The following is a 25,378-nucleotide window of genomic DNA, read 5'->3' as shown; positions in this document are numbered from 1 at the left end:
CAAGTTTCAAAGAAAAGTAATGATCAATAGTTACTGGGCTATTTGTAGTGGCATTGAGGGCAATCTGGCGGCCTATGAAGCAGTGTTGGCCGATATTAAAAGTCTAGGTAATGCCGTCACAGATTTCTATATTCTGGGGGATTTCTTGGGTTTACAGGGTAATAATCGGGGCGTCATTGACCGTATCCAATCTCCCGGAGCTAATGAACCCATTCCCCAGGTTTGTCTCGGTTGGTGGGAAGAACAATGTTTGAATCTGCATGGTCTCCGGGGTTCCCTGGATGCGCCGGAATTGATCGCCAAAGTGGGCACCGATGGAGCCAAGCTACTTTGGGAAAGTATCAACTGGGAGTTGGTACAGTGGTTGAGAACGCTCCATTTCGGCTTCCACGAGTTAGATTGCTTACTAATCCATGGTAGTACTGTAAGCCCGGCTGATGAACTAACTCCAGATACCCCTGCCATTGAACTATGCGATCGCCTAATTCGGGCCGATGCCAATAATCTTTTCTGTGGGCGATCGGGGTTAATGTTTGAATGTTGGGTGGAACCGAAACAATTACAGTCCCAGATTATTACCCTGGATGGGGCCCAAACTCCCCAGGATCTAGCAAAATCCCCCCGGAGAATTGTGGGGGTAGGCAATGTGGGTCGGAAAAAAAGCCAGGCTAACTATGTTTTGTACAATCCCGCCACGGATATTGTTAAGTTGAAGACCGTTGGCTATTGATCAATTGAAGAACGGCGATCGCCATGAATCAAACTGCTTTAGATCTAGAGCAACTCCGCCAAAGCTTACGTAGCAGTCAATTACCCTTAGCGGATTGGCATGGGGGAGAAATGGCCGTTTCTGCAGTGCCCGGGGCCGGCAAATCCCATAGTCTTTCTGTGGCGGCGGCGATCGTCATTGCCCACCATGGTTTACATAACCAGGAAAAATTGCTGATTGTGACCTACACCCGTTCAGCAGCGGCGGCCATCAAAGGCAAGGTTAATCAACGTTTACGGGCCTTGGGCTTACCCAGTTTGGGATTTACGGTGCAGACCCTCCACGGTTTAGCCCTCAGCATTGCCCTACGCCATCCGGAAGTATCGGGGTTAGACCCGGAGCAACAGACCCTGGTTTCGCCCCAAAAAGGCCATCGCTTGATCAAAGATGCGGTGGAACAATGGCGGCGGGAAAATCCTAAAACCTATCAAACCCTGGTGGAAGCGGGTAATTTTGACGGGGAGACAACGGAAACCCTGCGGCGGCAGGCGGTGCTGAGCACGGAAGTTTTACCTCAATTAACCAAAATTGTGGTGGCAGAGGCAAAAAGTTCTGGCCTCTCTCCCCAGGCTGTGGCGGACATGGGTCGCATTGCCCCCGGTAGCGAACTCCTGCTGATGGGAGCCGGTTTGTTCAAACATTACCAAGCCCTGATGGAGGCGAAAAATTGGATCGACTATAACGACATGATTTTGGCCGCCCTGCGGGTGCTAGAAGATCCCCACCTTTGCCGCCAGTGGCAGGAACAATTTTTTGGTGTTTTTGAAGATGAAGCCCAGGACTCTAGCCCTCTGCAGGAAAAGTTACTGACCAAGCTGGCCCAAAACGCCGATGGTACCATTCGTTTAATTCGGGTGGGGGACCCCAACCAAGCCATTAACTCTAGCTTTACCCCCGCTGACCCCGTATATTTCAATCAATTTTGTCAACGGTGCCAGGCTTTGGGCAGTTTCGCCACCATGGACCAGGCGGGGCGCAGTAATTTACAGGTAATTGCAGCGGCCAACTTCTTGCTGGAATGGGTTAACCAAGATTGGCAAGCACGGTTTAATAGTGGTCCCAAAGGGGATGCGACCTTACCCTTCCGCCCCCAAGCCATTCGTCCAGTGGAACCGGGGGACCCCCAACCCAATCCGCCGGCCACCGATGGGGGAGTGGAAATTCGTTTTCCCCAAGATATCAATGAAGAAGTAGAACAAATTCGCCATCGGCTAGTGCCCCTGTTGTTGGCCAATCCTCACCACAATGCTGCCATTTTAGTACGGGAAAATCGCCAGGGAAGGTTTGTGGCCGATCGCCTGAAGGATGTGGAAAAAGATGGTGGACTGAAGGTTTTGGACGTGGGGGACCAGGATCGTAATTCCCGCATACCAGGGGAAATTCTGAGTTTACTGCAATTTATTGATCGCCCCCATTCCCCCGATCTTCTCAAAGCCACCTTAACAGTGTTGCAGGAGCGCCAACTAATTCCCACTCAAGATTTAAATGCTTTGGCGGCGGTGCCGGAACAATTTCTCTACCCCACTCCCCTGATGCCTCCCCTGGCCTCCCCGGCGGTTTCTGCCCAGGGCCTATGTCGTAGTTTGCTCAAAGCCCGCCTGGAACTGCCGGCCTATCAATTGATTGCTTTTTTGGGCCTGGCCCTCAACTATGACAGCTCAGATTTAGCCACCTTACAAAAGTTGTCGGAACGTTTACAGGTGCAAACCCAACCCGAACGCTCATTAAAAAATTTGCTCAGCGAACTCCACACCATTGCCAACGATGAACAATTTGAGGCGATCGCCAGCGATAGTGATGAAAAATACACCAGACCGGGGCAAATCACCATTATCACCATGCACAAGGCCAAGGGATTGGATTGGGACTATGTGTTTTTACCCTTTTTGCACCAGGACACCCTCCCTGGCGATTTATGGGTACCCAAGGGAGGGCAATTTTTGGGACAGTTTACCCTAGCGGAGGTGGCCAGGGCCCAAATTCGCACCGTGGTACACCATCGCCAACAGCAAAAGCCCCAGGCGATCGCCCTGCCGGTCACGGCCACCGCTTGGCAAGAAGCCCGCCGCCTCAAGGAAGCAGAGGAATACCGACTACTCTACGTCGCTATGACCAGGGCCAAGCGTTTACTATGGCTATCCGCCGCCCAGGAAGGGCCCTTTGCCTGGAACCAAATGCAAGCCCGCAAATCCCCCCGACTACAACCCAAACAACCATCCCAGGCCCTATTGGCCCTACAAAAGCGTTTTGGTTCCTAGGGGAAGGACTATAATCGGATCCAAGGGCATCAGTGGCCGTGGCGATCGGCCCAAAGCCTCACTCCACAACGGTCTTGGTAAATTTTTGTCTAGATTTTTGGTCCGCTTAACAGTGCTATTTTTGTGCAACTTGCTTTGGCTAGGGATCGGAAGATCTCCCGCTTTGGCCGAGTCACTGCCTGACCGATGGGAAGCCTATCCCCACTGGTCTAATTTGCCTACCCTGGAACAGAGAAAAGGAGAAATTCGTTATCCTGAATGGTTTGCCGGCACATGGCAGGTCACCAGTACTCTTGTCGAACAACTGGCCCCCCTGGCCCCGGATATCGTCAGCCCCGGCTTTGCTAAGAATGCCGCCTATCTGGAGCAACCAATAGAATTTCCCGTCAGATTCATCGACCAAACCCCCCTGCCGGAATTTAACTGGGCCCTATCGGATTTGGTCAACAATGACCCGGTTATTGTGCCCGATCGCCGTTTTAACGCTGAAGCCATCACCCAGGCCTATTTGGGCCAGGACGGAGAAGAAATAAATATTACTGTCCAGGTTAAAGAACAACCCAGCCCCCGCCTAGTCACCGTTTTTCCCCAACATCAACGACTAGTTTCCACTGTCCTAGGTTACAGCCAAAGGAGTCCCGACCCGGAGCACTTTCTCGCCACGGAGCTGACCAACCAACAATTTATTGCTGGCAGTACCCAATACCTCAACCAGGTGGAAACCACCACTGACTATCACCATGTTGGCCCGGGAAAAATCAGCGCCAGTCAAGTTACCGCCGTATACTTGTCCCCCACGGACCCCGATTATTTCGCCGCTGGCCACCAACCCATTGCCCTATATCGCTATGAACTTACCCTAGAAGCTGTGCCAGAACTATGACTTTTGCCGCCACTCCCAGGGAAGCCACCGCCAGCGCCATTCAATGGGCCTGTCTTTGTTTGCCAGGAGAATTGAGTGCGGCAGAGGCCCTTAACCGCTGGCATCGCCATGGCCAACGTTCCTGGGAGCCCCCGGCAGAGGCTAAGGCTTTTCCCCCCTGGGCTTTGGTGCTAGATAACGACGGTCAACTGTTGGGTTTATTACCGGATTGGCAATTGGCCGCCGCCCTATGGACTGAACATTTTTCCCCGGCGATCGCCTTGGCGGAACTGTGTTTGCCTTGCTCCCTGCGGCTAGACCTAGAAAAGTTGCCTAGTTTAGGGGAAGTTATGCAGATTTTTGCCTCCTGGGGCTACGGCTGGGACGTAATCCCTGTGGCGGATCGACAACACCAAACCTGGGGTCTGCTGAGCATTGGCAATCTCATTCGCTCAGTAAATCTTTGTCAATTGTGGCAGAATCTTCCCCTCCAGGTTACGGCCTCCCCTCCCCTTTGCCTTGGGACAGAAACAACTTTGGGGGAATTGGTCCACCATTGTTTTGAGCGCCAAATTTCTAGTTTTCCGGTGGTCTATTCCTCCCCCCTACTGCCCGCCGCCGCCCCCCGCATTCCCCTTGGTAATGTCAGCCTCAGCAACTATTTTAAGGGTCCCAACTATGGCTCCCTCGGCTTGGATAATCCCATTGGCCCAGACCTCAGCCCAACTTTTCCCCTCTGCACCATTAACCAAACCTATTGCCACGCCAGGGAATTACTCCGCCGACAGAACGATGATTATGTGATCATTACCGACATCAGTGGTGCTTTTGTTGGTTGGGTCGGCCCTCAACAATGGCTGGCCACGGTCCAACCAGATGTGTTGCTAGAGGCCCTGCAACGGGAAGTAGAAATGCCCCGCATCGTCCAGCATTTAGAAGCCCGCATTGTTTGGCAACAGCAACAACAACAACGGAACCAACATTTAATTCAAAAGTTACTCAGCCGTAATCCAAACCTGATTTATCTCTACGATCTGGTCAAAAATGAAATCGTCTATCTTAATATCCCCGGCAGTTTGCTAGAAGGCGGTTCCGGCGGGGCACTAATCCCCAACCCCATGGTCGAGGCTGACCCGTGGCAGGCTCTCTTCCTCCCCCCAAGGTACTTTGGGCTGGAAGAATTGGCGGCGCTTCAGGCCCACGAAAAAAAGGAGTTTAACTTTGAATTTACCGATGGCGGGCAATCAGTACACTACTTTGTGGTGGAAATCTCGGCCTTTGAAATTGATGGTACAGGCCAAACCAGCAAAATTCTCTGTTTAGCCCAGGACGTTAGCCATGGCAAACGAGCCGAAGCGGCGCTCCATACCAAGGAGCAACAATTACAAACCTTGGTGAATACCATTGCCGATGGCATTGTCATTTTAGACAACCATGACAAGGTAATCTACGCTAACCCCATGGCTTGCCAAATGTTTGGTCTCAGCAAAGAAGAGTTTTTACAATCCCAACTGGGGTTGTCCAACCGAGGGCAGACAGAAATTGGCATCAATGTCTCCCCCGAGGAGGAAGGGGTAGGGGAAATTAAGGCTGTGCCCATCCATTGGCAGGGGGAAGATTGCCGCTTGGTAACGGTGCGGGATGTGACCGATCGCCAACGGGTGTTGAGGAAACTGCGGGATAGCGAACAAATTCACCGCAGCTTGTTGGAGGCATTACCCAATCTGGTGTGGCGACTTTCCTCCGCTGGCGATGTGTGGGAGTGCAATCAACGGACGTTGGCCTATTTTGGTCGCCGGGGTCGAAAAATTCTTGGCAACACTTGGCAGCAATTTATTGAGCCAGGGGAAAGGGAAACTGTGCAAAGACAGTGGCGTCAGGGCATCGCCGCCCAGGAATTTTTCCAGTTGGAATGTCGTCTTTGGAGGAGTGATGGTCAGTACCGTTGGCATCTGTTGCAGGTCTTGCCCCTGGAGGACCACTTTGGCAATATCAATGGTTGGCTGGCCAGTAGTACGGATATTGATGATTTAAAAGAAGCGGAGAAAGCACTACGCAACCAGGCCCAACAGGAAAAACTATTATCTTCCATCAGCCAAAGAATTCGGGAGTCCCTCAAGCTAGAAACGATTTTGCGCACCACTGTGACGGAAGTACGCCGCACTATCCACGCGGACCGGGTGTTAATTTACCACATCCAAGAGGACGGTCTGGGCACCACGATCGCCGAATCGGTGGTTAATGGCCAACCCTCAGTGATGCAGATGGATCTTAGTCCTGCAAGCTTTCCGCCGGAGTGCTATCAGCGTTACCTCAATGGTTACATCTACGCTTCCCGTGACCAATTGCCGGATTGTGCCATCAATTGTGCAGTGCAATGTTTCACCGTGGCGGAATCCCAGTCCCGAATAGTTGCCCCCATTGTTTTTGACCATAGCCTTTGGGGCCTGCTGATTGTGCACCAATGCTCCAGTTCCCGCACTTGGCAAACGGCAGAAATCCAACTGATGCAAAGCCTTGGTAACCAATTGGCGATCGCCATTCAACAATCATTACTGTACGAACGTTTGCAGGAGGAGTTATCGGAAAGGCAAAGGGCAGAACAAAAACTGTTGGAAGTGAACCAACTGCAAAAAGGCATTTTTGATGTGGCCAACTACATGATTATTTCCACCGACAGCGGGGGGATTATCAGTACCTTTAATCGCACTGCGGAGGAAATTTTGGGCTACACAGCGGCGGAACTGATTGGCCAGCAAACCCCGTTAATTTTCCACGATCAGGAAGAAATGGCCAGCGAAGCCGTCCAGCTTTCCCCTCAGCTAGGGCAAACCCTGGTGCCCAATTCCATCGACCTGTTTGCCATTCCTGCCATTCAATGGGGGGTTTATGAAAGGGAATGGACCTACATCACCAAAACTGGCGATCGCCTGCCGGTGTATATTTCCATCACCGCCCTGAGGGATGACCAGGGTAAAGTAGACGGCTTAGTAGGGGTAATCACCGACCTACGCCGACAAAAGCAAATTGAAAGAGAGCGGCAAAACCTGGATTTTGTGGTCAAAAATAGTACCGAGTTAATCGTCATCACCGACCTAGGGCAAAAGGTGACTTTCCTCAACCAGGCCGGGCAATCCCTAATTGGCCTGGAAAATCCGGAAACCGCCCAAACCACCTATCTGAGTGAACATATTAGCCCCGAATACCTCAATTTTTGGCAAACGGAAATCATTCCCCAGGTGTTTCGTTGCGGTGCTTGGGAGGGAGAATTTAGCCTGCAACACTACCAAACTGCCGTCGAAATTCCCGTCACTGCTTCTGTGTTTCTTCTTCAGGGCGTCAACGGCCAACACCCGGCTAATCTAGTGGCGATCGTCCACGACATCACCCATATAAAAAATGCTGAAAAACGTATTTTGGCCGCTTTGGAAGCGGAAAAGGAATTGGGGGAATTGCGTTCCCGGTTTATTTCCACCACATCCCATGAATTTCGTACCCCCCTGGCAATTATCAGTTCCTCCACTGGCATTTTGAAAAAATATTGGCCTAAGTTAGATGGCCAAAGACGTGGCCAACATCTGGAGCGCATCGAGGAAAGTGTTCACCACATGGTAGAACTATTGGACGATGTACTCACCATTAACCGAGCGGAAACTAAATATTTACCGTTTGAGCCCCAACCCCTGGATTTAGTCAGCTTTTGTCGGGGCATCACCGATGAACTCCAGAGCAGTACGGAATACCATGGCCTATTGTTCAGCTATGATGGCCTTGGCCCCGGAGAAATTGTCGCCTTTGACCCCAAATTATTAAGACAAATTTTGACCAATCTCCTCGGCAATGCGATCAAATACTCTCCCTCTGGCCAGCCAGTGGAATTTCATCTCCAACGTCGGGGGGACGTTGGCATTTTTTCTGTCCAGGACCATGGTATCGGCATTAGCCCTGAGGACATTCCCAACTTGTTTGATAGTTTTTACCGGGGCACCAATGTTGGTTCTATCCCTGGAACCGGTCTGGGACTGCCCATTGTCAAAAAATGCGCCGAACTCCACGGTGGTATGATTACCGTAACCAGCCAGTTGGGCCAAGGTAGTCGCTTTGAAGTGGAACTCCCCCTCTGGTACAGTTAGGTGACCATTGTCGTGGCGTCCCCAAACTGTTAGAATAACAATTCTGATCTTTATGAACCCGCCCTTTTTACAGTTACGTACCCTAGAGAGCAACCGTGGCTAATATCAAGTCCGCCCTGAAGCGCATCGAAATTGCTGAACGCAACCGACTCCAAAACAAAAGCTATAAGTCGGCCATCAAAACCCTGATGAAAAAAACCTTTCAATCGGTGGAGGCCTACGCCAGTGACCCCAATCCGGAAAAACTCGACACGATCAACACGAGTATGGCCGCCGCTTTTAGCAAAATTGATAAGGCGGTGAAGTGCAAAGTAATCCACAAGAACAATGCGGCCCGTAAAAAGGCTCGTCTAGCCAAAGCCCTCCAAAATGCTATGCCTGCTGCCTAGGCACGGTTCTTCCCTTTGGGAAAGTTGATAATTACAGATAGTTTTTGGTCAATTGTATTGATCAGCTGGTATTCTATTTGGGGACAACCTCTGGTTTTTGGTTACTTTGACGATCGCCCACGGCATTAGGGGAACCATGCATCTAGTTGATACCCATGTCCACATTAACTTTGATGTTTTTGCGGCGGATTTAGACCAGTTACAGCATCGCTGGCGGCAAGCTGGGGTGGTGCAACTGGTTCATTCCTGCGTTAAGCCCCAGGAGTTTGATCAGATACAGTCCCTGGCGGACCGTTTTCCTGAACTATTTTTCGCCGTGGGACTCCATCCTTTGGATGCCGAAGATTGGCAAGCCGATACTGCTGGGCAAATCCTTGCCTATGCCAAGGCGGATGACCGGGTGGTAGCCATTGGTGAAATGGGTTTGGATTTTTTCAAAGCCGATAACCGTGACCATCAAATTGAGGTTTTCCGGGCCCAGTTGGCGATCGCCAGGGAATTAAACAAGCCAGTGATTATCCATTGTCGGGATGCCGCCCAGACCATGCGCCAGGTATTGACTGATTTCCAAGCAGAATCGGGGCCCGTGGCTGGGGTAATGCACTGTTGGGGTGGCACTCCTGAAGAAACCCAATGGTTTTTGGACCTGGGGTTTTACATCAGTTTTAGCGGCACAGTTACCTTCAAAAAAGCTGAAGGGATCCAAGCCAGTGCCCAGATGGTCCCCCCCGATCGCCTGTTGGTGGAAACCGATTGTCCCTTTTTGGCGCCAGTGCCCCAACGGGGTAAACGCAATGAACCTGCCTTTGTCCGCCATGTGGCCGAGGCGATCGCCGCCCTGCGCCATGTCCCCCTAGAAACCCTTGCCCAACAAACCACTGCTAATGCCCGCAATCTTTTTAAACTACCGGTGCCTGCCTAATCTGGGGGTATCGCCCCCCTGGTAACCTCTCCCCGGCCTTCCCTAACCCCAACCACCGCAAATTTCCGGAGACTTCTGAGCCACCATGACTAACCTTGCCACCACGATGTTGCCCGATTTAATTGAAATCCAACACGCTAGTTTCCACTGGTTTTTGGAGGAAGGCTTAATCGAGGAATTGAATAGTTTTTCACCGATTTCTGACTACACGGGCAAGCTAGAACTCCACTTTTTGGGCAAAGATTACAAGCTCAAACAGCCCAAGTATGATGTTGATGAATCCAAGCGACGGGATGCTAGTTATTCGGTGCAGATGTATGTACCGACCCGTCTGATTAACAAAGAAACCGGAGAAATTAAGGAGCAGGAAGTATTTATCGGTGATTTGCCCCTGATGACGGAACGGGGAACCTTTATCATCAATGGTGCGGAGCGGGTCATTGTCAACCAAATTGTGCGATCGCCAGGGGTTTACTACAAAAAAGAATTAGATAAAAACGGTCGCCGCACCTATTCCGCTTCCCTGATCCCCAACCGGGGGGCCTGGCTCAAATTTGAAACCGACAAAAATGGTCTAGTCTATGTCCGCATCGATAAAACCCGTAAATTGTCGGCTCAAGTTCTCCTAAAGGCGATCGGTCTGAGCGATAACGAAATTCTCGACTCCCTCAGCCACCCAGAGTTTTATCAAAAAACCCTCGACAAAGAAGGCAATCCCACCGAAGAGGAAGCTTTGGTGGAACTGTACAAAAAACTTCGCCCCGGTGAGCCCCCCACCGTCAGTGGTGGTCAACAGTTATTGGAGTCCCGCTTCTTCGACCCCAAACGCTATGACCTTGGTCGAGTGGGACGGTACAAACTCAATAAAAAACTCCGGCTCAATGAAGCGGACACCACCCGGGTGCTTACCCCCCAAGACATCCTGGCCGCCATCAACTATCTGATTAACCTGGAATTTGACGTCGGCACCACCGATGACATCGACCACTTGGGCAATCGACGGGTACGTTCCGTTGGAGAACTATTGCAGAACCAAATTCGGGTTGGCTTAAATCGCCTGGAACGGATTATTAGGGAACGCATGACCGTTAGCGAATCCGATGCCCTTACCCCTGCTTCCTTGGTGAATCCCAAGCCTCTAGTGGCGGCCATCAAGGAATTCTTTGGTTCCTCCCAACTGTCCCAGTTCATGGACCAAACCAATCCCCTGGCGGAGTTGACCCACAAACGGCGTATTTCTGCCCTCGGCCCTGGGGGTCTAACCCGGGAGCGGGCCGGTTTTGCGGTGCGGGATATTCACCCTTCCCACCACGGCCGTATTTGCCCAGTGGAAACGCCGGAAGGCCCCAACGCCGGTTTGATCGGTTCCTTAGCTACCTGTGCCCGGGTCAATGATTACGGTTTCATTGAAACCCCCTATTTTCGGGTGGAGAGTGGTCGAGTCAGGAAAGATATAGACCCCGTTTACCTCACCGCCGACGAAGAAGATGATATGCGGGTGGCCCCCGGGGACATTCCCACAGACGAAGAGGGCAACATCATTGGCGAGTCGGTACCTATTCGCTACCGCCAGGAATTTTCCACCACCAGCCCAGAACAAGTTGACTATGTAGCCGTTTCCCCGGTGCAAATTATTTCCGTTGCCACCTCCATGATCCCCTTCCTGGAGCACGACGATGCCAACCGGGCCCTGATGGGTTCCAACATGCAACGGCAGGCAGTGCCCCTGTTACGTCCTGAACGGCCCTTGGTGGGTACAGGCTTGGAAGCCCAAGCTGCTCGCGACTCCGGCATGGTAATTGTTTCCCGCACCCATGGCATTGTCACCTATGTGGACGCCACCGAAATTCGGGTGCAGCCCCACTCCCCCGATAACCCTGCGGAGAAAGGGGAAGAAATCGTTTACCCAATCCAAAAATACCAACGGTCTAACCAAGATACCTGTTTAAACCAACGGCCCCTTGTTTATGCCGGGGAAGATGTGGTGCCTGGTCAAGTGCTAGCGGACGGTTCCGCCACGGAAGGGGGAGAGCTGGCCCTGGGCCAAAACATTCTCGTAGCCTATATGCCCTGGGAGGGTTACAACTACGAAGACGCCATTTTGATCAGTGAAAGGTTAGTCTATGACGATGTTTACACCAGTATCCACATCGAAAAATTTGAAATTGAAGCCCGTCAAACCAAGCTAGGACCCGAAGAAATCACCAGGGAAATCCCCAACGTCGGGGAAGATGCCCTGCGAAATCTGGATGAACATGGCATTATCCGCATCGGTGCTTGGGTGGAATCCGGCGATATCCTGGTGGGTAAAGTCACTCCCAAAGGGGAAGCGGATCAACCCCCCGAAGAAAAACTGCTGCGGGCTATTTTCGGTGAGAAAGCTCGGGACGTGCGGGACAACTCCCTGCGGGTACCCAACGGTGAAAAAGGTCGGGTAGTGGATGTGCGAGTGTTCACCCGGGAAAAAGGAGACGAATTACCCCCCGGCGCCAATATGGTGGTGCGGATTTACGTAGCCCAAAAACGGAAAATCCAGGTGGGAGACAAAATGGCCGGTCGCCACGGCAATAAAGGGATTATTTCCCGCATTTTGCCCATCGAAGATATGCCCTATCTCCCTGATGGTCGCCCCATTGACATTGCCCTCAATCCTCTGGGGGTTCCTTCCCGGATGAACGTAGGTCAGGTGTTTGAATGCTTGCTGGGTTGGGCTGGGGAAAACCTTGGTGTGCGCTTCAAAATTACCCCCTTCGATGAGATGTACGGGGAAGAAGCGTCCCGGGATACGGTCCATGGCTTGTTGGAAGAAGCATCCCAACGGCCGAACAAGGACTGGGTATTTAACGAAAACCACCCCGGCAAAATCCAAGTGTTTGACGGCCGCACTGGGGAACCCTTTGACCGTCCGATTACCGTTGGGCAAGCTTATATGCTCAAACTGGTGCATTTGGTGGACGATAAAATCCACGCCCGTTCCACCGGTCCCTACTCCTTGGTTACCCAACAGCCTTTGGGGGGTAAAGCCCAACAGGGGGGACAGCGGTTCGGGGAAATGGAAGTGTGGGCCCTGGAAGCCTATGGCGCCGCCTACATTTTGCAGGAGCTGCTCACCGTTAAATCCGATGACATGCAGGGTCGTAACGAGGCCCTTAACGCCATTGTTAAAGGTAAGAGTATTCCCCGGCCCGGTACCCCAGAATCCTTCAAGGTGTTGATGCGGGAACTACAATCCCTTGGTTTGGACATTGCCGCCCACAAAGTACAACTGTCCAAAGATGGTGAAAGCGCCGATGCAGAAGTAGATTTGATGATCGACAGCCAGCGTCGGGCCCCCAATCGTCCCACCTATGAGTCCCTCCACACCGAGGAGGATTTGGAAGAAGAAGAAGTGTAGTCCCAACTATTTTTCCCGTTAGTTTTCCAGGAGGATGGCGATCGCCTAGGGTCTAATCCTCCTGCCCCCTTAATTGCCTTGCCCCCTAATCTCAATCTTGGAGCGTTATGACGTTTTATAACTACACCATCGACAAAGGCCGCCTGAAAAAACTCATTGCCCTTGCCTACCGTCGTTACGGTTCTGCCCGCTGTTCACAGTTGGCTGATGAACTGAAGGAACTGGGGTTTCGTTTTGCCACTAAAGCGGGGGTTTCCATTAGTGTAGATGACCTAACTATTCCTCCAGAGAAAAAGCAGATGCTGGAGGCGGCGGAAAAGGAAATTCGCACTACGGAGGAACGCTATGCTCGGGGGGAAATCACCGAGGTAGAACGATTCCAAAAGGTAATTGATACCTGGAACGGTACTTCGGAGGAGTTGAAGGATCAGGTCGTGGTAAACTTCCGCAAAACTGATCCCCTCAACTCCGTGTATATGATGGCTTTCTCCGGTGCCCGGGGGAACATGAGCCAGGTGCGTCAGTTGGTGGGGATGCGGGGCTTGATGGCGGATCCCCAGGGGGAAATCATTGACTTGCCCATTAAGACTAATTTCCGGGAAGGGCTAACGGTTACTGAGTATGTAATTTCTTCCTACGGTGCCCGAAAGGGTCTGGTGGACACGGCTCTGCGGACGGCGGATTCTGGTTACCTCACCCGGCGTTTAGTGGACGTATCCCAGGACGTAATTGTGCGGGAACAGGATTGTGGCACCGAGCGCAGTCTGCGGGTCACCGCCATGACCGATGGGGACCAGGTAAAAATCAGCTTGGCCGATCGCCTGTTTGGTCGTTTGCTAGCCAAGGATGTGGTGGGCCCGGACGGGGAAATTATTGCCAAACGGAACGATGAAATTGACGAAGCTTTGGCTAACCGCATTGCCGCTGTCACTGACGAAGTCTATGTGCGATCGCCGTTGACCTGTGAAGCGGCCCGGTCCGTGTGCCAAAACTGTTACGGCTGGAGCTTGGCCCATGGCCACAAAGTTGACCTAGGGGAAGCGGTGGGCATTATCGCCGCCCAATCGATCGGGGAACCCGGTACCCAGTTGACCATGCGGACTTTCCACACTGGGGGGGTATTCACCGGGGAAGTGGCCCGCCAAGAGAAAGCGCCCGAAGACGGCACCGTCAAATGGGGTAAAGGTTTAAGCACCCGTAAAGTCCGTACCCGCCACGGGGAAGATGCGGAGCAGGTGGAAATTGCCGGAGATTTAATCTGGAAAGGGGAAGGCAAAAAAGCCGCCACCCAAACCTACTCCCTCACCCCCGGTTCCCTACTGTTTGTGCAGGATGGGCAAACGGTGACAGCGGGGCAGTTGATGACGGAAATTTCCCTCTCCAAAACCCAACGTTCCACGGAGCGGGCCACCAAGGACGTGGCTGGGGATTTGGCTGGGGAAGTATTGTTTGATCGCCTGGTACCGGAGGAAAAAACGGACCGTCAGGGGAACACTACCCGCATCGCCCAACGGGGTGGTCTAGTCTGGATCCTTTCCGGGGAAGTATATAACTTACCGCCTGGGGCAGAACCCGTGGTGAAAAATGACGAGCAGGTGGAAGTAGGCAGCATCATGGCCGAAACCAAGCTGGTCACCAACGACGGTGGGGTGGTGCGCCTGGTGAGTAACCGGGAAATTGAAATCATCACCGCTTCTGTGCTGTTAGATCAAGCCCAGGTCAAGCTGGAAAGTAGTGGCGGCCGGGAACAATACGTTATCTACACGGCCGATAAACAACGCTTCCTGCTCAAAGCCGCTCCCGGTACCAAAGTGCAGAACCACAGCATTGTGGCGGAATTAATCGACGACCGTTACCGTACCACCACCGGGGGCATGATTCGCTATGCCGGCGTGGAAGTGGCTAAGGGCGGCCGCAAACAAGGCTATGAAGTCACTAAAGGGGGTACCCTGCTCTGGATTCCCGAAGAAACCCACGAAATTAACAAGGATATTTCTCTGTTAATTGTGGAAGACGGCCAGTATGTGGAAGCGGGCACGGAAGTGGTCAAGGATATTTTCTGCCAATCCAGCGGCATCGTTGAAGTAGTGCAGAAAAACGATATTCTGCGGGAAATTATTATCAAACCCGGTGACTTCTACCAGGATGTGGACCCCGGTTCGGTGAAAATTGAAAGCGGCCAGTTGCTGCAACCAGGGCAGGATGTTTTCCCCGGTGTTACCGTTAGCACCCTCAGCCAGGCCGAATGGATTGAAAGTCCCGAAGGCAATGGTTTGCTGCTACGCCCCGTGGAAGAGTACAAAGTATTTGATGAGCCCGCCGCCCCCTCCCAGGGTTCCCAAAACGAAGAAGGGGGCCGCCAGATTGAATTGCGCTCCGTGCAACGTCTATTCTACAAAGACGGCGATCGGGTTAAATCCGTCGAAGGGGCCCCCCTGCTCAGCACCCAATTGGTGTTGGAAATTTATGGCAGTGGTAACGAAGGTATTTCCCACCTTTCCGCTGACATTGAACTCCAGGACGACGAAGAGGAAGATTGCCAGCGCTTACAGTTGGTGATTTTGGAATCTTTGGTACTGCGCCGGGATCAGGAATCCGATCCCCTTGGTGGAGCCTCCAAAACCCGCTTACTGGTGCAAGATGGCGACCAAATTCCCCCCGGAGCGGTGGTGGCTCGTACCGAAATTCAATGTAAGGAAGCGGGCACTGTGCGGGGCATCAAGGAAGGACAGGAATCCATCCGCCGGGTGTTACTGGAACGGGCCGCAGATCGCCTGGTGGTGGATCTGCCAAGTGCCCCAGAAGTCAAACCAGGACAACTCTTGGTGGCAGGGCAAGAATTAGTGCCCGGGGTCAAACTGGAAGAGTCCGGCAAAGTCCTGGAAATCAACGGCAAAGGGGACAACTATCAGTTAGTGTTACGCCGAGCCCGACCCTATCGGGTTTCCCCTGGGGCAGTGCTCCACATCGAAGACGGCGACCTGGTGCAACGGGGGGATAACCTCGTGCTGCTGGTGTTTGAGCGGGCTAAAACCGGGGATATCGTCCAGGGTTTACCCCGGATTGAAGAACTGTTGGAAGCCCGTAAACCTAAAGAAGCCTGCGTCCTGGCCCGGGCCCCTGGGGTCTGTCAGGTGGAATACCTGGAAGATGAGAGTGTCGACATCAAAGTGGTGGAAGACGATGGTACCGTGAGCGAATATCCCCTGTTACCAGGGCAAAACGCCATGGTCACCGACGGACAACGCATTGACGTAGGCCACGCCCTCACCGATGGCTACAACAATCCCCACGAAATTTTAGATGTGTTCTTCAGCTACTACGTGGACAAGGACGGTTGTTACCAAGCGGCCCTGAGAGGACTGCAAGCGGCGCAAAAATTCCTCGTCAATGAAGTGCAAACGGTTTATCAATCCCAAGGGGTGGATATTTCTGACAAACACATTGAGGTAATTGTGCGGCAGATGACCGCCAAAGTCCGCATTGATGATGGGGGAGACACCACCATGCTCCCAGGGGAATTGGTGGAATTACGCCAAGTGGAACAGGTTAATGAAGCCATGGGCATCACTGGTAGTGCTCCGGCCCGCTATACCCCTGTATTGCTTGGTATCACCAAAGCTTCTTTGAATACCGATAGTTTCATCAGTGCGGCTTCCTTCCAAGAAACCACTCGGGTGCTTACCGAAGCGGCGATCGAAGGCAAGTCCGATTGGTTACGGGGCCTGAAGGAGAACGTGATCATTGGTCGTCTTATTCCTGCGGGTACTGGCTTCAGTAGCCATGAGGAAGTGTTGGGATTGATTGAAACCCAGGACGATATTCAAGGCTATATGATTGAGCCAATTGAATTACCAACGACGAAGAAAAAGGCCAGTGCTACCAAGGTGAAAACTAAAAAAGTTGAAGCCGATGACGACCTTTTGGACGACACCAGGGCCCGGGCCTATGCCGGCACTCAACTCAGTCAGGATGACGAAGAGTTTAAAGAAACCTACGACACCGATGAGGATGATTTCGATATGGATGACGATGACGATTTTGGGGATGATGAGGATTAAGGGTAATCTCCTATGCCCCGAGCTTGCGGACGTTCAGCATCCCTATTTTTATATTTCTAGATATTTCTAGCTAGTCAGTATCCCTTCCCTTCTCCGGGCGGGGATTATTTTTTTTGCGGGCTGCTATGCTTGAGAGTTTCAAGAGAGTAATGAGAGGCGCCAGTTACGCAGTAGTTCTGTGTTACCATTGACCCTGAATTTGGCAAATACTGCCATGGTGATATCAACCATGTGGGCTGACCTGGAGACAACTTTCATGCGGCGATGAAATCTAGCAAACCAATGGCGATCATCTGAGTTGTTTCTCTCAATTCCTACTGTTTCTCTTTTGTTAATCCCATGAAACACATCGGGATGTTCATCCAGCAGTTGTTGATAGGGCCTCCAGTCATCGGTGCAGTACACTGTCACTTTCCACTCTGCCAGTCTCTCCAGCAAACGACTCAGGGTTTGACTATCACGATTTCCCAGTTCCCAGTCGATGAGTCTCCCAGTAACACGCTCATATGCCTTCCAGATCCATAACTTGTTTTTTTGATAGTCCGAGAAATTGTGTAACTCTCTCTAACACCGATCAAAGTTTATTATCCAAATTGCCCTGGGAAAATAGACGGCCAATGATTTCTTCAATGGGGGGGTCAGATACACTTAAATCCGATACTGGCAACTCCGCTAACATTTTGGCGATCGCCGTGGTGAGGCTTTCCCGTTTTAGCAAAAAGCGTACCAGTAGACCCTCCACACTCTCCACTTCGCCATAGAGCTGTAATTTTTCCAAAGGTATGGGGGCAGATAATTCCACCGCCACTTGTCGGTAAGGGGAAAATCGTTCCACCAGAGCTTCCAGATCACCGTCATACATCAACTGTCCTTGGTGAATCAATAGCACTCGCTCACAAAGGGTGGTGATATCTGCCATGTAATGACTAGTCAATAACACCGTGGCTTGGTAACGCCGATTGTACTCCTGCAAAAACTGCCGCACCGCCACTTGGGCATTAACATCCAGTCCCAAGGTGGGTTCATCCAAAAATAAAACGGTGGGGTGGTGGAGCAGAGCGGCTAACAATTCCGCCTTCATCCTTTGCCCCAGGGAAAGTTTACGCACCGGTTGTTTTAATTCTGTGGTTAAATCGAGCATTTCGCTCAATTCTCCCAGCCGTTGTTCAAAGACTTGGTCGGGAATTTCGTAAATCGCCCCATTGATGCGCAGGGAATCCAGGGTGGGCAAATCCCAGATTAACTGTTGTTTTTGCCCCATTACTAAACTAGTGCGCCTTAAAAAAGCTGTCTGCCGACGGAAGGGATCAAAGCCCGCCACCCGCACTTTTCCCCCCGAGGGTTTAATTAGCCCCGTGAGCATCTTCAATGTGGTGGTTTTGCCGGCTCCATTGGCACCGAGGAAGCCCACCATCGCCCCAGGGGGAATGGTAAAGGAGATATCTTGCACTGCCAAAATTTGGCGGTAACGTCTCTGCCAAAAATGTTGCAATGTTCCCTTCAGACCAGGGGATTTGAGGGCAATGGGATAAACCTTGCTCAAATTTTCCACCACAATGGTGGGGGCAGAAGTTGATCCCAATGGAGTTACTAAGCTAGACAAAACGTCGTCACCTATGCCAAAAGTTCTAGATTAGTGAAGCTAAAATCGGTGAAGATTTTTTCTCCCCCAGCGGCGATCGCCTCTACGGTTTGTTGAGTGGGTAGGTAATAGCCCCCCAATTCCCCATAGGTTTCGGTGAAGTCCCGTTTGCCTTTGAGGGTATCAGTTTTAGGGTCTTTAAAAATGGCATTATATTTGATGGCAATGTAGCCGGAACCAGTATCCAAACTTTCTTCGGTGTTGATGGTGAAAGCCACCGGCCCCATCACCCGACTGACCTGACAAATTTCCGTGCCCCGGATTTTATAGTTCGACCCCATGGCATCTCCCTTCACATCAATGGCGATCGCTCCGGAAGCATCGGTTTCCCCAAAGCTAAACTGATTTTTGCCGTGGGACTTTTCGAAATTCCCTTGTTTGCGGTGGGTAACAATGTCTCGCATTTGGTTATAAACGCTTTCCTGTACCGTTTCGTCACTAAAACCAGTCACGGTAACAGTGTAGTCTGCCTTCACCTCCACTTCCCCTTCGTAGCGTTCATCCCCTTGGGTGACGGTGAGATGGGCCCGATAACCGGGAAAATTTTCATCCCAGGTGTAGCGGTTTTCATAGGCGGCTCGGAAGGCTTCTTGGGCTGTAACAGTAGCAGTCATAGGATGAGGTAATAGATTAATTAGGCTATCACCAGCATTACATAGGAGCCGGTACTTTGTGCAAAGGGATATATCTAGGTCTAATTGGCTATAACTCCCCATGTAATCTCACAATGCTTTGCATAGACAATTACAATTATTTGTCTACTACTTATCCACAGCTAACTCCGGAATAATCTAGTGTATTGACTTTCATGGCCCATGCTGGCCAGGGCTAACCCCCAACTACAACTGTACAAATCATCATCCCCCAGCAATAAAATTTGCTGCCATTGATGCAAAATGGTGGGTGTTAAATGCAATAACAATTTTTGACCTGCGGTTTGCCCCAACGGAATCAGTCTTACCCCCGCCGAAATTAGGTTATTAGCCCAACTGTGGAGATAGCCCAACCCACTTTGATGGAGATCAATGCCCCAAAAAGCGGCCCCCACTCCAAAGGCGATCGCGTAGTTACAGGGTTCCGTGGGGGGAATTGGTTCAAACCAAGATTGCACAGCCGGATCTAAATCCAACAACAGTTTTCGCAGGGAACCTCCCATTTGCAAGCTTTGCTCTCTTAATTCCCGACTTTCCCTAGTGGCTGTTAACCATTGATTCCAATAGGATAAATGTTTGAGAGTGGGTCTGGGTAAAATATCAGTCTTGGGCATTTGGCCGGCAAGCCGATGGGCTCGAACCATAATGGCTGTGTCCACCGTAATGGACCCCCGGCATAACTCCTGGGTAATCCACGCTCCTAAGGTATCAGCATTAGTAATATTTCCCCGTTCTATCAACCATTCTAAGCCTTCGGAATAGTTGTAGGCTCCCACCGGTAGGGTGGGGCTGACCAATTGCAAAAGTTTTAACTGGGCAGACCCTGACAGCAAAGGTGAAAAGTTATCGTCCAAAATGATCGCTTATCAATTATTGAAGGGGTTGAAAAAATCTTGGCCACCTCAGAGATCATAGCCCGAAGCCACAATCATCGAACCAATGCCCAGATCGGTGAATACCTCCAACAACAGAGCGTGGGGCAAACGGCCATCCAGAATATGGGCCGCCCTTACTCCCTGGGCTAGGGAACGCACACAACAGGTAACCTTGGGAATCATGCCCCCCGCCACTATGCCGGAGCCAATCAATTCCCGCGCCTGTTGAATATCTAACTTGTGAATTAGGGTGGAGGGGTCTTTATAATCCCGCAAAATGCCCCTGGTGTCAGTGAGGAGAATTAGTTTTTCTGCCCCTAGGGCTGCGGCCAACTCCCCAGCACAGGTGTCGGCATTGATATTGTGAGCTTGGCCAAATTCATCCGCCGCCACACTGGAAATGACGGGAATGTAACCGCTTTTCACCAAGGTTTCCACCACCCGGGCATCAACGGAGCTCACCTCCCCCACAAAACCAACATCTTTATTAGTCATGGTGCGGGCGGTCATCAGTTGGCCGTCTTTGCCACAAAGTCCCACGGCTTTTCCTCCGGCTTGGTTAATTAAATTGACCAATTCTTTGTTGACTCTACCCACCAGTACCATTTCCACAATATCCATGGTGGCCGCATCGGTGACCCGTAACCCATCTTTAAATTGGGGTTCGATGCCCACCTTATCGAGCCAGGTGTTAATTTCTGGCCCTCCGCCATGGACCACCACCGGGCGAATGCCAACGGAGGCCATAAAGACAATGTCCCGGATCACCTTGTCTTTGAGGCTACTATCCTTCATGGCTGCCCCCCCATATTTGACCACCACAGTGCGGCCAGCAAAGTGTTGGATGTAGGGCAAAGCTTCACTGAGGATTTTGACTCTAGTGGCGGCTTCCTCGCCGATATAATCTTGGGTACTGCTCATGGCGATCGCTAGGTGAATGGTCGAGATGGGTTTTAGCTCCGGGGAGCAAAACTGCCTGTCAGTTTAAATGCTAAAGGCAACGTCAAAACTGTTCAGGGCTAACAGTTGCCTTGATTGTGGCAAGATTCTCAGTAATGCCCCTGGCAATGGGTCCGCTGCAAGTTGTGCTTATTTCTGCCCATCTCTACCGGCGGAAGGGTTAGATAAAGTAGATAAAGACAACGGCTGGGCTATGTGGAAGACTTGACTGTGCCCGCCTTTGTCTAGCCTTTCAAATTGTCATTCCAGACTTGTTCCGCATCCTGTAGGGCCTGGTCTACTGTTTTGTTGCCCACCATCGCCGCTCCAAGATTTTCGTAGATGATACGCTTGAGTTGATTAAGGTTGGCCATGGGAGGAATTAACACCTCTGCGGTGGGCAATTGTTCCAATGCTACCCGACGAGCATTTTCCAAGGAACTGGCGTTGCTGATTTGTGCCAACTCCTGTCGATATTTGTCAACAGCGCCAATGGTGGAGGGCAAAACGTTGGCTTCTTTGATGAAGGCAAATTGGTTGTCCGTATTGGTCACAAATTCAGCAAATTTAATTGCTCCAGTGGGGTTTTTGGTACTCCGAGGAATGACTAGATTCATTACAGCCACATTTCTTTTGCCGGTTTCCCCCACAATTTGGGGCGCGGCGGCGGAAACTTTAGCAATGCTGGGGGCATTTTTCTCCAAACTAGCCAATAGCTCTGGCCCTGCCGATAAAAAGGCGATCGCCCCGGACTGATAAAGGTCCCCTGCTCGACGATGCCCTTCAGTGAGCACTTCCGGTGGCAGCAATCCTTGTTGATACAAATCAACCCAATACTGAAAAGCCACTTTGCCGGCGGGACTATTAAAGGCGGCTCGACCGTCATCGTTTACCAACCTCACTCCCATTTGCACCAAGCTTTCCAGAGCTTCAGCAGAATCGGAGGGGGAAAAAGTGACAAAAAAACCATATTTACCGGTTTTCGCCTTAATTTCCCTAGCCGCCACCGCCAATTCGGCAAAGGTTGCTGGCGGAGTAGATAATCCAGCCTGTTGCAATAAATCCTGGTTATAGATGGTGATGCGGGTGGTGAGATACCAGGGAAAACCGAATACTTCACCGTTGCCTAAGCTGTTGGCTTGCCAAATACTGGGCAGATAGCGAGCCTTAACTTCTGCGCTCACCTCCTCTTCCAAATTCAGCCAGGCATTTTTACTAGCCAATAAAGAGGAAAAGGTGGGGTTGAGGTTGACCACATCGGGCGCCGTGTTAGCCGAGACCGCGGTGAGGATTTTACTCTCCATGGCATTCCAAGGAATATCTACCCAACTTACCTGCTCCGGCGGATTGTCCCGCTCAAAGGTACCAATCAAATCGTCAAAATACTGATTAAATTTTGGTTGCAACTGCATGGTCCAAAAACTTACCCTTCCCTCTATGCTCTGGGGGGAATTGCCCTGGCAACTGATTAATCCACTGAGCAACAGCCCAAGACACGCAAACAAAAACCAACGTCTTGGCGATCGCCATCGGCACCATGAAACCATCGTAAAAGCTGGGGAAATGATAAAAAACAGTGGTTCAGGAATTGCATTGCCATGGCCACTCCACAAACCTAGCCAATTTTAGCTTGACCGCAACTTTGACAGATTGTCTTTTGACTTTGCCTGGACCGCCTCCCATAATACCTTCGCGTCTTGAAGACTTTATCCTTGAAAGGAGAACTAATGTTTAAATTATTCAACCAAGCTAGCCGAATTTTTTTTGGCATTGCCCTCCCCTGTCTAATTTTCCTGGGGGGGATTTTTTCCCTGGGTAACACCGCCCTAGCCGCTGACCTAGCCCATGGTAAAGCTATCTTTGCCGGTAACTGTGCCGCTTGTCATAATGGGGGCCTTAATGCCATCAACCCCAGCAAAACCTTAAAAATGGCAGACTTGGAAGCCAATGGCAAGAACTCCGTGGCAGCAATTGTCGCCCAAATCACCAATGGTAATGGCGCTATGCCGGGCTTTAAGGGTCGCATCAGTGACAGCGACATGGAAGATGTGGCGGCCTACGTGCTCGATCAAGCGGAAAAGGGCTGGTAGATATCCTGGTTTTCAATGGTTTGATCAGGGAGAATCTGGGGCTGGGGAGTTGAGTGAGTTTCCCTGGCCCATTTCTTTGTCGATGCATTTGTTCAGTGCAAGGGTAGATTATGTATGGCCATGTAACTAAGTAACCAATTGACCGCTGTGGCGCGGCGGGTGTGGCGGGGAGTAAACTCACCAATTTTGTAGCCCGTAAAGCCCAACTGTTCCTTGAGCAATTGTTTATTTTCCGGCGGAATAGAACGGGTCAACTTCACTGTGGGGGGACGGTTTTCGATGAAATTGGGGGGGACCGGATACTCTTGGGCCCAGTTTGATTCCACCCCTCCCAAATTCCACTGTTGGCGATCGCCATCAAATCGATAACCGAGATAGTAAGCAAGTAGAGCGTTGACTACCTCATCACTGATTTCCTGGTTAATGATGGCCCAGAAAGTGTCTTTAGTGAGGGGAGGAAGATTGTTGGGGATAACTTCAGCCATGGTCTGACGCAAAATTGGCAAGTCTGAGGACAAACCCCCATAGTAGTTTTAACTGGCCATTGGTCACCATACCTAGGGCTCCATTTCTCACTTTGTATTGCATAGGGCAGAACCTAAATTTTTTATGCAGGCCTGCTGTTCCGCTGGGGTTAAATTCCCTTCCCTCAGGTCGCGACGGATTACCCGACCATTATGGCCCAACAGAAACCGGGGTAAAGATTCCAGCCCCACAGTAGTCAAATTCTTCATGTCGTAGGTGGTGTATTGCACCTGCCCCGGTTGATCGAACGTGAAATCCAAAATGGTTAACGTCTTTGGCGATCGCCGTTCTTGACCAATTAAAGCTCTGGGGCCCGCCCCCAATAGGCCCGTGTGGAGCAATTCCAAATTTCCCCGCCGACCAGGATAGTAAGCATGTTGGTGCCCGCTGACATAGGTATGAACATTATACTTTTCCAACAAGGCCCTTAACTGCTCAGCGTTGGCCATCACCTCCCCCGGCTTATTGCGACCTTCCGCCACACCATAGAGAGGCAAATGACCGATCGCCAGTCGTAACTTAGCTTGCCGAGCCGGAGCACTGGCCAAAACTTTTTCTACCCAAGCCAATTTTTCCGCAGGTATAAGATGAGTTGACCCGTCCCAGACCAGAAAAAAAACACCATTCTGATTGAAGGTGTAATAAAAGGGGAAATCACTTTTATCCAGGAAAGTTATGCCTGGATCATGGGCCGGGTTGCGCCAATAACGGGCCGCCAAATCCCGTTCATTTTGAAACCGAAAACGACGATTTTGATCCAGAGCACCGGAAGCATCGTGGTTCCCCATCGTAAAACCAAAGGGAATTCCAGCCCGTCGTAAAGGATGGGCCACCCCCCGGTCAAAGGCTTCCCACATGGCTTGAATTTGGGCATTGGTTAATCTAGGACTCTGCCCCGCCACCATGTCTCCACTACAGAGGACAAGATCCGGTTGCATACTGGGAATTAGCTCCAACGCCTTGTGTACCTCCGGCTCATAACTGGTGGAACCATAGGCACTGTTGAGGTCACTGATCACTGCTATGCGTAAATCCTTCCGGGGTGGAAGTGTCTGCCCAAGCCCCACCGATCCCCCTGGGGAAGTTAACCATGACCCGCTAATGATCCCAACAAAAACGGCGATCGCCATAGCCCAGAAAGCCCACCGCCGTAGCTTGAGTTTGTTATCATCAAAAAAGTCACGAAAATGTAAAGTTTTGTAACGCACAGGCATTTCCCCTTGAAGCTTTCTCCGGCCGTTTCCCCTTCCCTTGCTTGGCATTCACTGGACCTACTCTGGCAGGGGGATCAACACGACGTTAGGCATGGTCTACCCCACAACATCCTGCCCCCTCCATGGCAGATACTCATCCTCGGGGATGGTTCCCCCACCAGGCACCTGCAACTACTCACCGGGGAAAAGACAGAGGTGGATGTGATTGACATGGCTCCAGTGAGCCCTAGGGACGACGGCGCTCCCCCCCAAATTAACACGGTGCCCGGCCCCCACCTGCGGCGACAGGTATGGCTAAGGACCAAGTCTGGCCAAAGACTAGCCTATGCGGTTTCCTGGTGGGATGCTAGCCATGTGGACGAGTATTTGCAAAATCGTAGTTTACCCATTTGGGACAGCCTTTCTCGGTTGCACACCGAGCTGTATCGGGATATCCAAGCCATATACTGCGGCCATAATCGGACCCTAGCTAAGGCTTTTGGCCAAGAAGGGCCTTTTTGGGGCCGTCATTACCTTTTCTGGCATGACCGTAAACCCCTAACCCTAATTTACGAAATTTTTTCCCCCTACCTATCCCGCTACCTGGGGGAATTGCCCAGGCCAAAATTTGAGTCAAGCTCCAGCCAGGAGTAGGTAGGACTAAAGCTAAAGC

17 protein-coding genes and 1 pseudogene are annotated in these 25,378 nt (G+C 51.4%); 10 read left to right on the top strand and 8 right to left on the bottom strand.

All coding sequences use genetic code 11. The annotated features are described in order from the left end of the window. Nucleotides 1-19 precede the first annotated feature (19 nt). The 8 genes from BWK47_RS04115 (at nucleotide 20) to BWK47_RS04080 (ending at nucleotide 16,788) form a co-directional block, all read left to right on the top strand. A complete protein-coding gene (locus BWK47_RS04115) occupies nucleotides 20-730 on the top strand; it encodes a metallophosphatase (RefSeq protein WP_162327663.1) in 711 nt (236 codons plus the stop codon). 23 nt (nucleotides 731-753) lie between these two features. Beyond that, nucleotides 754-3,027 (top strand): ATP-dependent helicase, encoded by a 2,274-nt coding sequence (locus BWK47_RS04110; RefSeq protein ID WP_162327662.1) that lies wholly within the window; start codon nucleotides 754-756, stop codon nucleotides 3,025-3,027. A gap of 163 nt (nucleotides 3,028-3,190) precedes the next feature. Further along, nucleotides 3,191-3,910 carry a DUF6816 family protein gene (locus tag BWK47_RS04105; RefSeq protein ID WP_237269791.1) on the top strand — a complete coding sequence of 240 codons (720 nt, stop codon included), beginning with the start codon at nucleotides 3,191-3,193 and terminating at the stop codon, nucleotides 3,908-3,910. Further along, a complete protein-coding gene (locus BWK47_RS04100) occupies nucleotides 3,907-8,022 on the top strand; it encodes a PAS domain S-box protein (RefSeq protein ID WP_162327661.1) in 4,116 nt (1,371 codons plus the stop codon). The genes BWK47_RS04105 and BWK47_RS04100 overlap by 4 nt, the downstream gene beginning before the upstream one ends. A gap of 95 nt (nucleotides 8,023-8,117) precedes the next feature. Further along, the gene (gene rpsT, locus BWK47_RS04095) at nucleotides 8,118-8,411 is read left to right on the top strand and encodes a 30S ribosomal protein S20 (RefSeq protein ID WP_162327660.1); all 294 of its coding nucleotides are present in this window, start codon (nucleotides 8,118-8,120) and stop codon (nucleotides 8,409-8,411) included. Between the two features lie 136 nt (nucleotides 8,412-8,547). Beyond that, nucleotides 8,548-9,333, top strand: a complete 786-nt coding sequence (locus BWK47_RS04090; RefSeq protein WP_162329605.1) for a TatD family hydrolase — start codon at nucleotides 8,548-8,550, stop codon at nucleotides 9,331-9,333. A gap of 85 nt (nucleotides 9,334-9,418) precedes the next feature. Next, a complete protein-coding gene (gene rpoB, locus BWK47_RS04085) occupies nucleotides 9,419-12,727 on the top strand; it encodes a DNA-directed RNA polymerase subunit beta (RefSeq protein ID WP_162327659.1) in 3,309 nt (1,102 codons plus the stop codon). A 107-nt stretch (nucleotides 12,728-12,834) separates the two neighbouring features. Next, nucleotides 12,835-16,788 carry a DNA-directed RNA polymerase subunit beta'' gene (locus tag BWK47_RS04080; protein WP_162327658.1) on the top strand — a complete coding sequence of 1,318 codons (3,954 nt, stop codon included), beginning with the start codon at nucleotides 12,835-12,837 and terminating at the stop codon, nucleotides 16,786-16,788. Between the two features lie 138 nt (nucleotides 16,789-16,926). Here the strand turns inward: BWK47_RS04080 and BWK47_RS04075 are convergent. The 6 genes and pseudogenes from BWK47_RS04075 to BWK47_RS04050 form a co-directional block, all read right to left on the bottom strand. After that, nucleotides 16,927-17,337 (bottom strand): annotated as a pseudogene (locus tag BWK47_RS04075) (IS1 family transposase); the annotation flags it as partial. Nucleotides 17,338-17,362: 25 nt separating this feature from the next. After that, nucleotides 17,363-18,343, bottom strand: a complete 981-nt coding sequence (locus BWK47_RS04070) for an ABC transporter ATP-binding protein (protein ID WP_162329604.1) — start codon at nucleotides 18,341-18,343, stop codon at nucleotides 17,363-17,365. A 59-nt stretch (nucleotides 18,344-18,402) separates the two neighbouring features. Then, nucleotides 18,403-19,044 carry a DUF3386 domain-containing protein gene (locus BWK47_RS04065; RefSeq protein WP_237269789.1) on the bottom strand — a complete coding sequence of 214 codons (642 nt, stop codon included), beginning with the start codon at nucleotides 19,042-19,044 and terminating at the stop codon, nucleotides 18,403-18,405. Between the two features lie 161 nt (nucleotides 19,045-19,205). After that, nucleotides 19,206-19,859, bottom strand: a complete 654-nt coding sequence (locus tag BWK47_RS04060) for an urease accessory protein UreF (RefSeq protein WP_162329603.1) — start codon at nucleotides 19,857-19,859, stop codon at nucleotides 19,206-19,208. 126 nt (nucleotides 19,860-19,985) lie between these two features. Further along, the gene (gene argB / locus BWK47_RS04055; protein ID WP_162327656.1) at nucleotides 19,986-20,879 is read right to left on the bottom strand and encodes an acetylglutamate kinase; all 894 of its coding nucleotides are present in this window, start codon (nucleotides 20,877-20,879) and stop codon (nucleotides 19,986-19,988) included. 263 nt (nucleotides 20,880-21,142) lie between these two features. Beyond that, the gene (locus BWK47_RS04050) at nucleotides 21,143-22,444 is read right to left on the bottom strand and encodes an ABC transporter substrate-binding protein (RefSeq protein WP_162327655.1); all 1,302 of its coding nucleotides are present in this window, start codon (nucleotides 22,442-22,444) and stop codon (nucleotides 21,143-21,145) included. A gap of 180 nt (nucleotides 22,445-22,624) precedes the next feature. On the opposite strand from BWK47_RS04050, the gene petJ reads away from it, so the two are divergent. After that, on the top strand, nucleotides 22,625-22,987 hold the full coding sequence (gene petJ / locus BWK47_RS04045) for a cytochrome c6 PetJ (protein WP_010871984.1): 363 nt from the start codon (nucleotides 22,625-22,627) through the stop codon (nucleotides 22,985-22,987). A gap of 92 nt (nucleotides 22,988-23,079) precedes the next feature. Here the strand turns inward: petJ and BWK47_RS04040 are convergent, their stop codons facing one another. After that, the gene (locus BWK47_RS04040; protein WP_162327654.1) at nucleotides 23,080-23,472 is read right to left on the bottom strand and encodes a DUF1823 family protein; all 393 of its coding nucleotides are present in this window, start codon (nucleotides 23,470-23,472) and stop codon (nucleotides 23,080-23,082) included. 87 nt (nucleotides 23,473-23,559) lie between these two features. Then, nucleotides 23,560-24,726 (bottom strand): metallophosphoesterase family protein, encoded by a 1,167-nt coding sequence (locus BWK47_RS04035; protein ID WP_237269787.1) that lies wholly within the window; start codon nucleotides 24,724-24,726, stop codon nucleotides 23,560-23,562. 6 nt (nucleotides 24,727-24,732) lie between these two features. Here BWK47_RS04035 and BWK47_RS04030 point away from each other — a divergent pair, with 6 nt between their 5' ends. Continuing rightward, the gene (locus tag BWK47_RS04030; protein ID WP_162327652.1) at nucleotides 24,733-25,359 is read left to right on the top strand and encodes a chorismate lyase; all 627 of its coding nucleotides are present in this window, start codon (nucleotides 24,733-24,735) and stop codon (nucleotides 25,357-25,359) included. The last annotated feature ends 19 nt before the right edge of the window (nucleotides 25,360-25,378 follow it).

The organism is Synechocystis sp. CACIAM 05 (assembly GCF_010222815.1).
In the GTDB taxonomy this organism is placed as follows: domain Bacteria; phylum Cyanobacteriota; class Cyanobacteriia; order Cyanobacteriales; family Microcystaceae; genus Synechocystis.
Note: the sequence above shows the minus strand (reverse complement) of the source record. Positions and strands in the feature narration are given on the sequence as shown.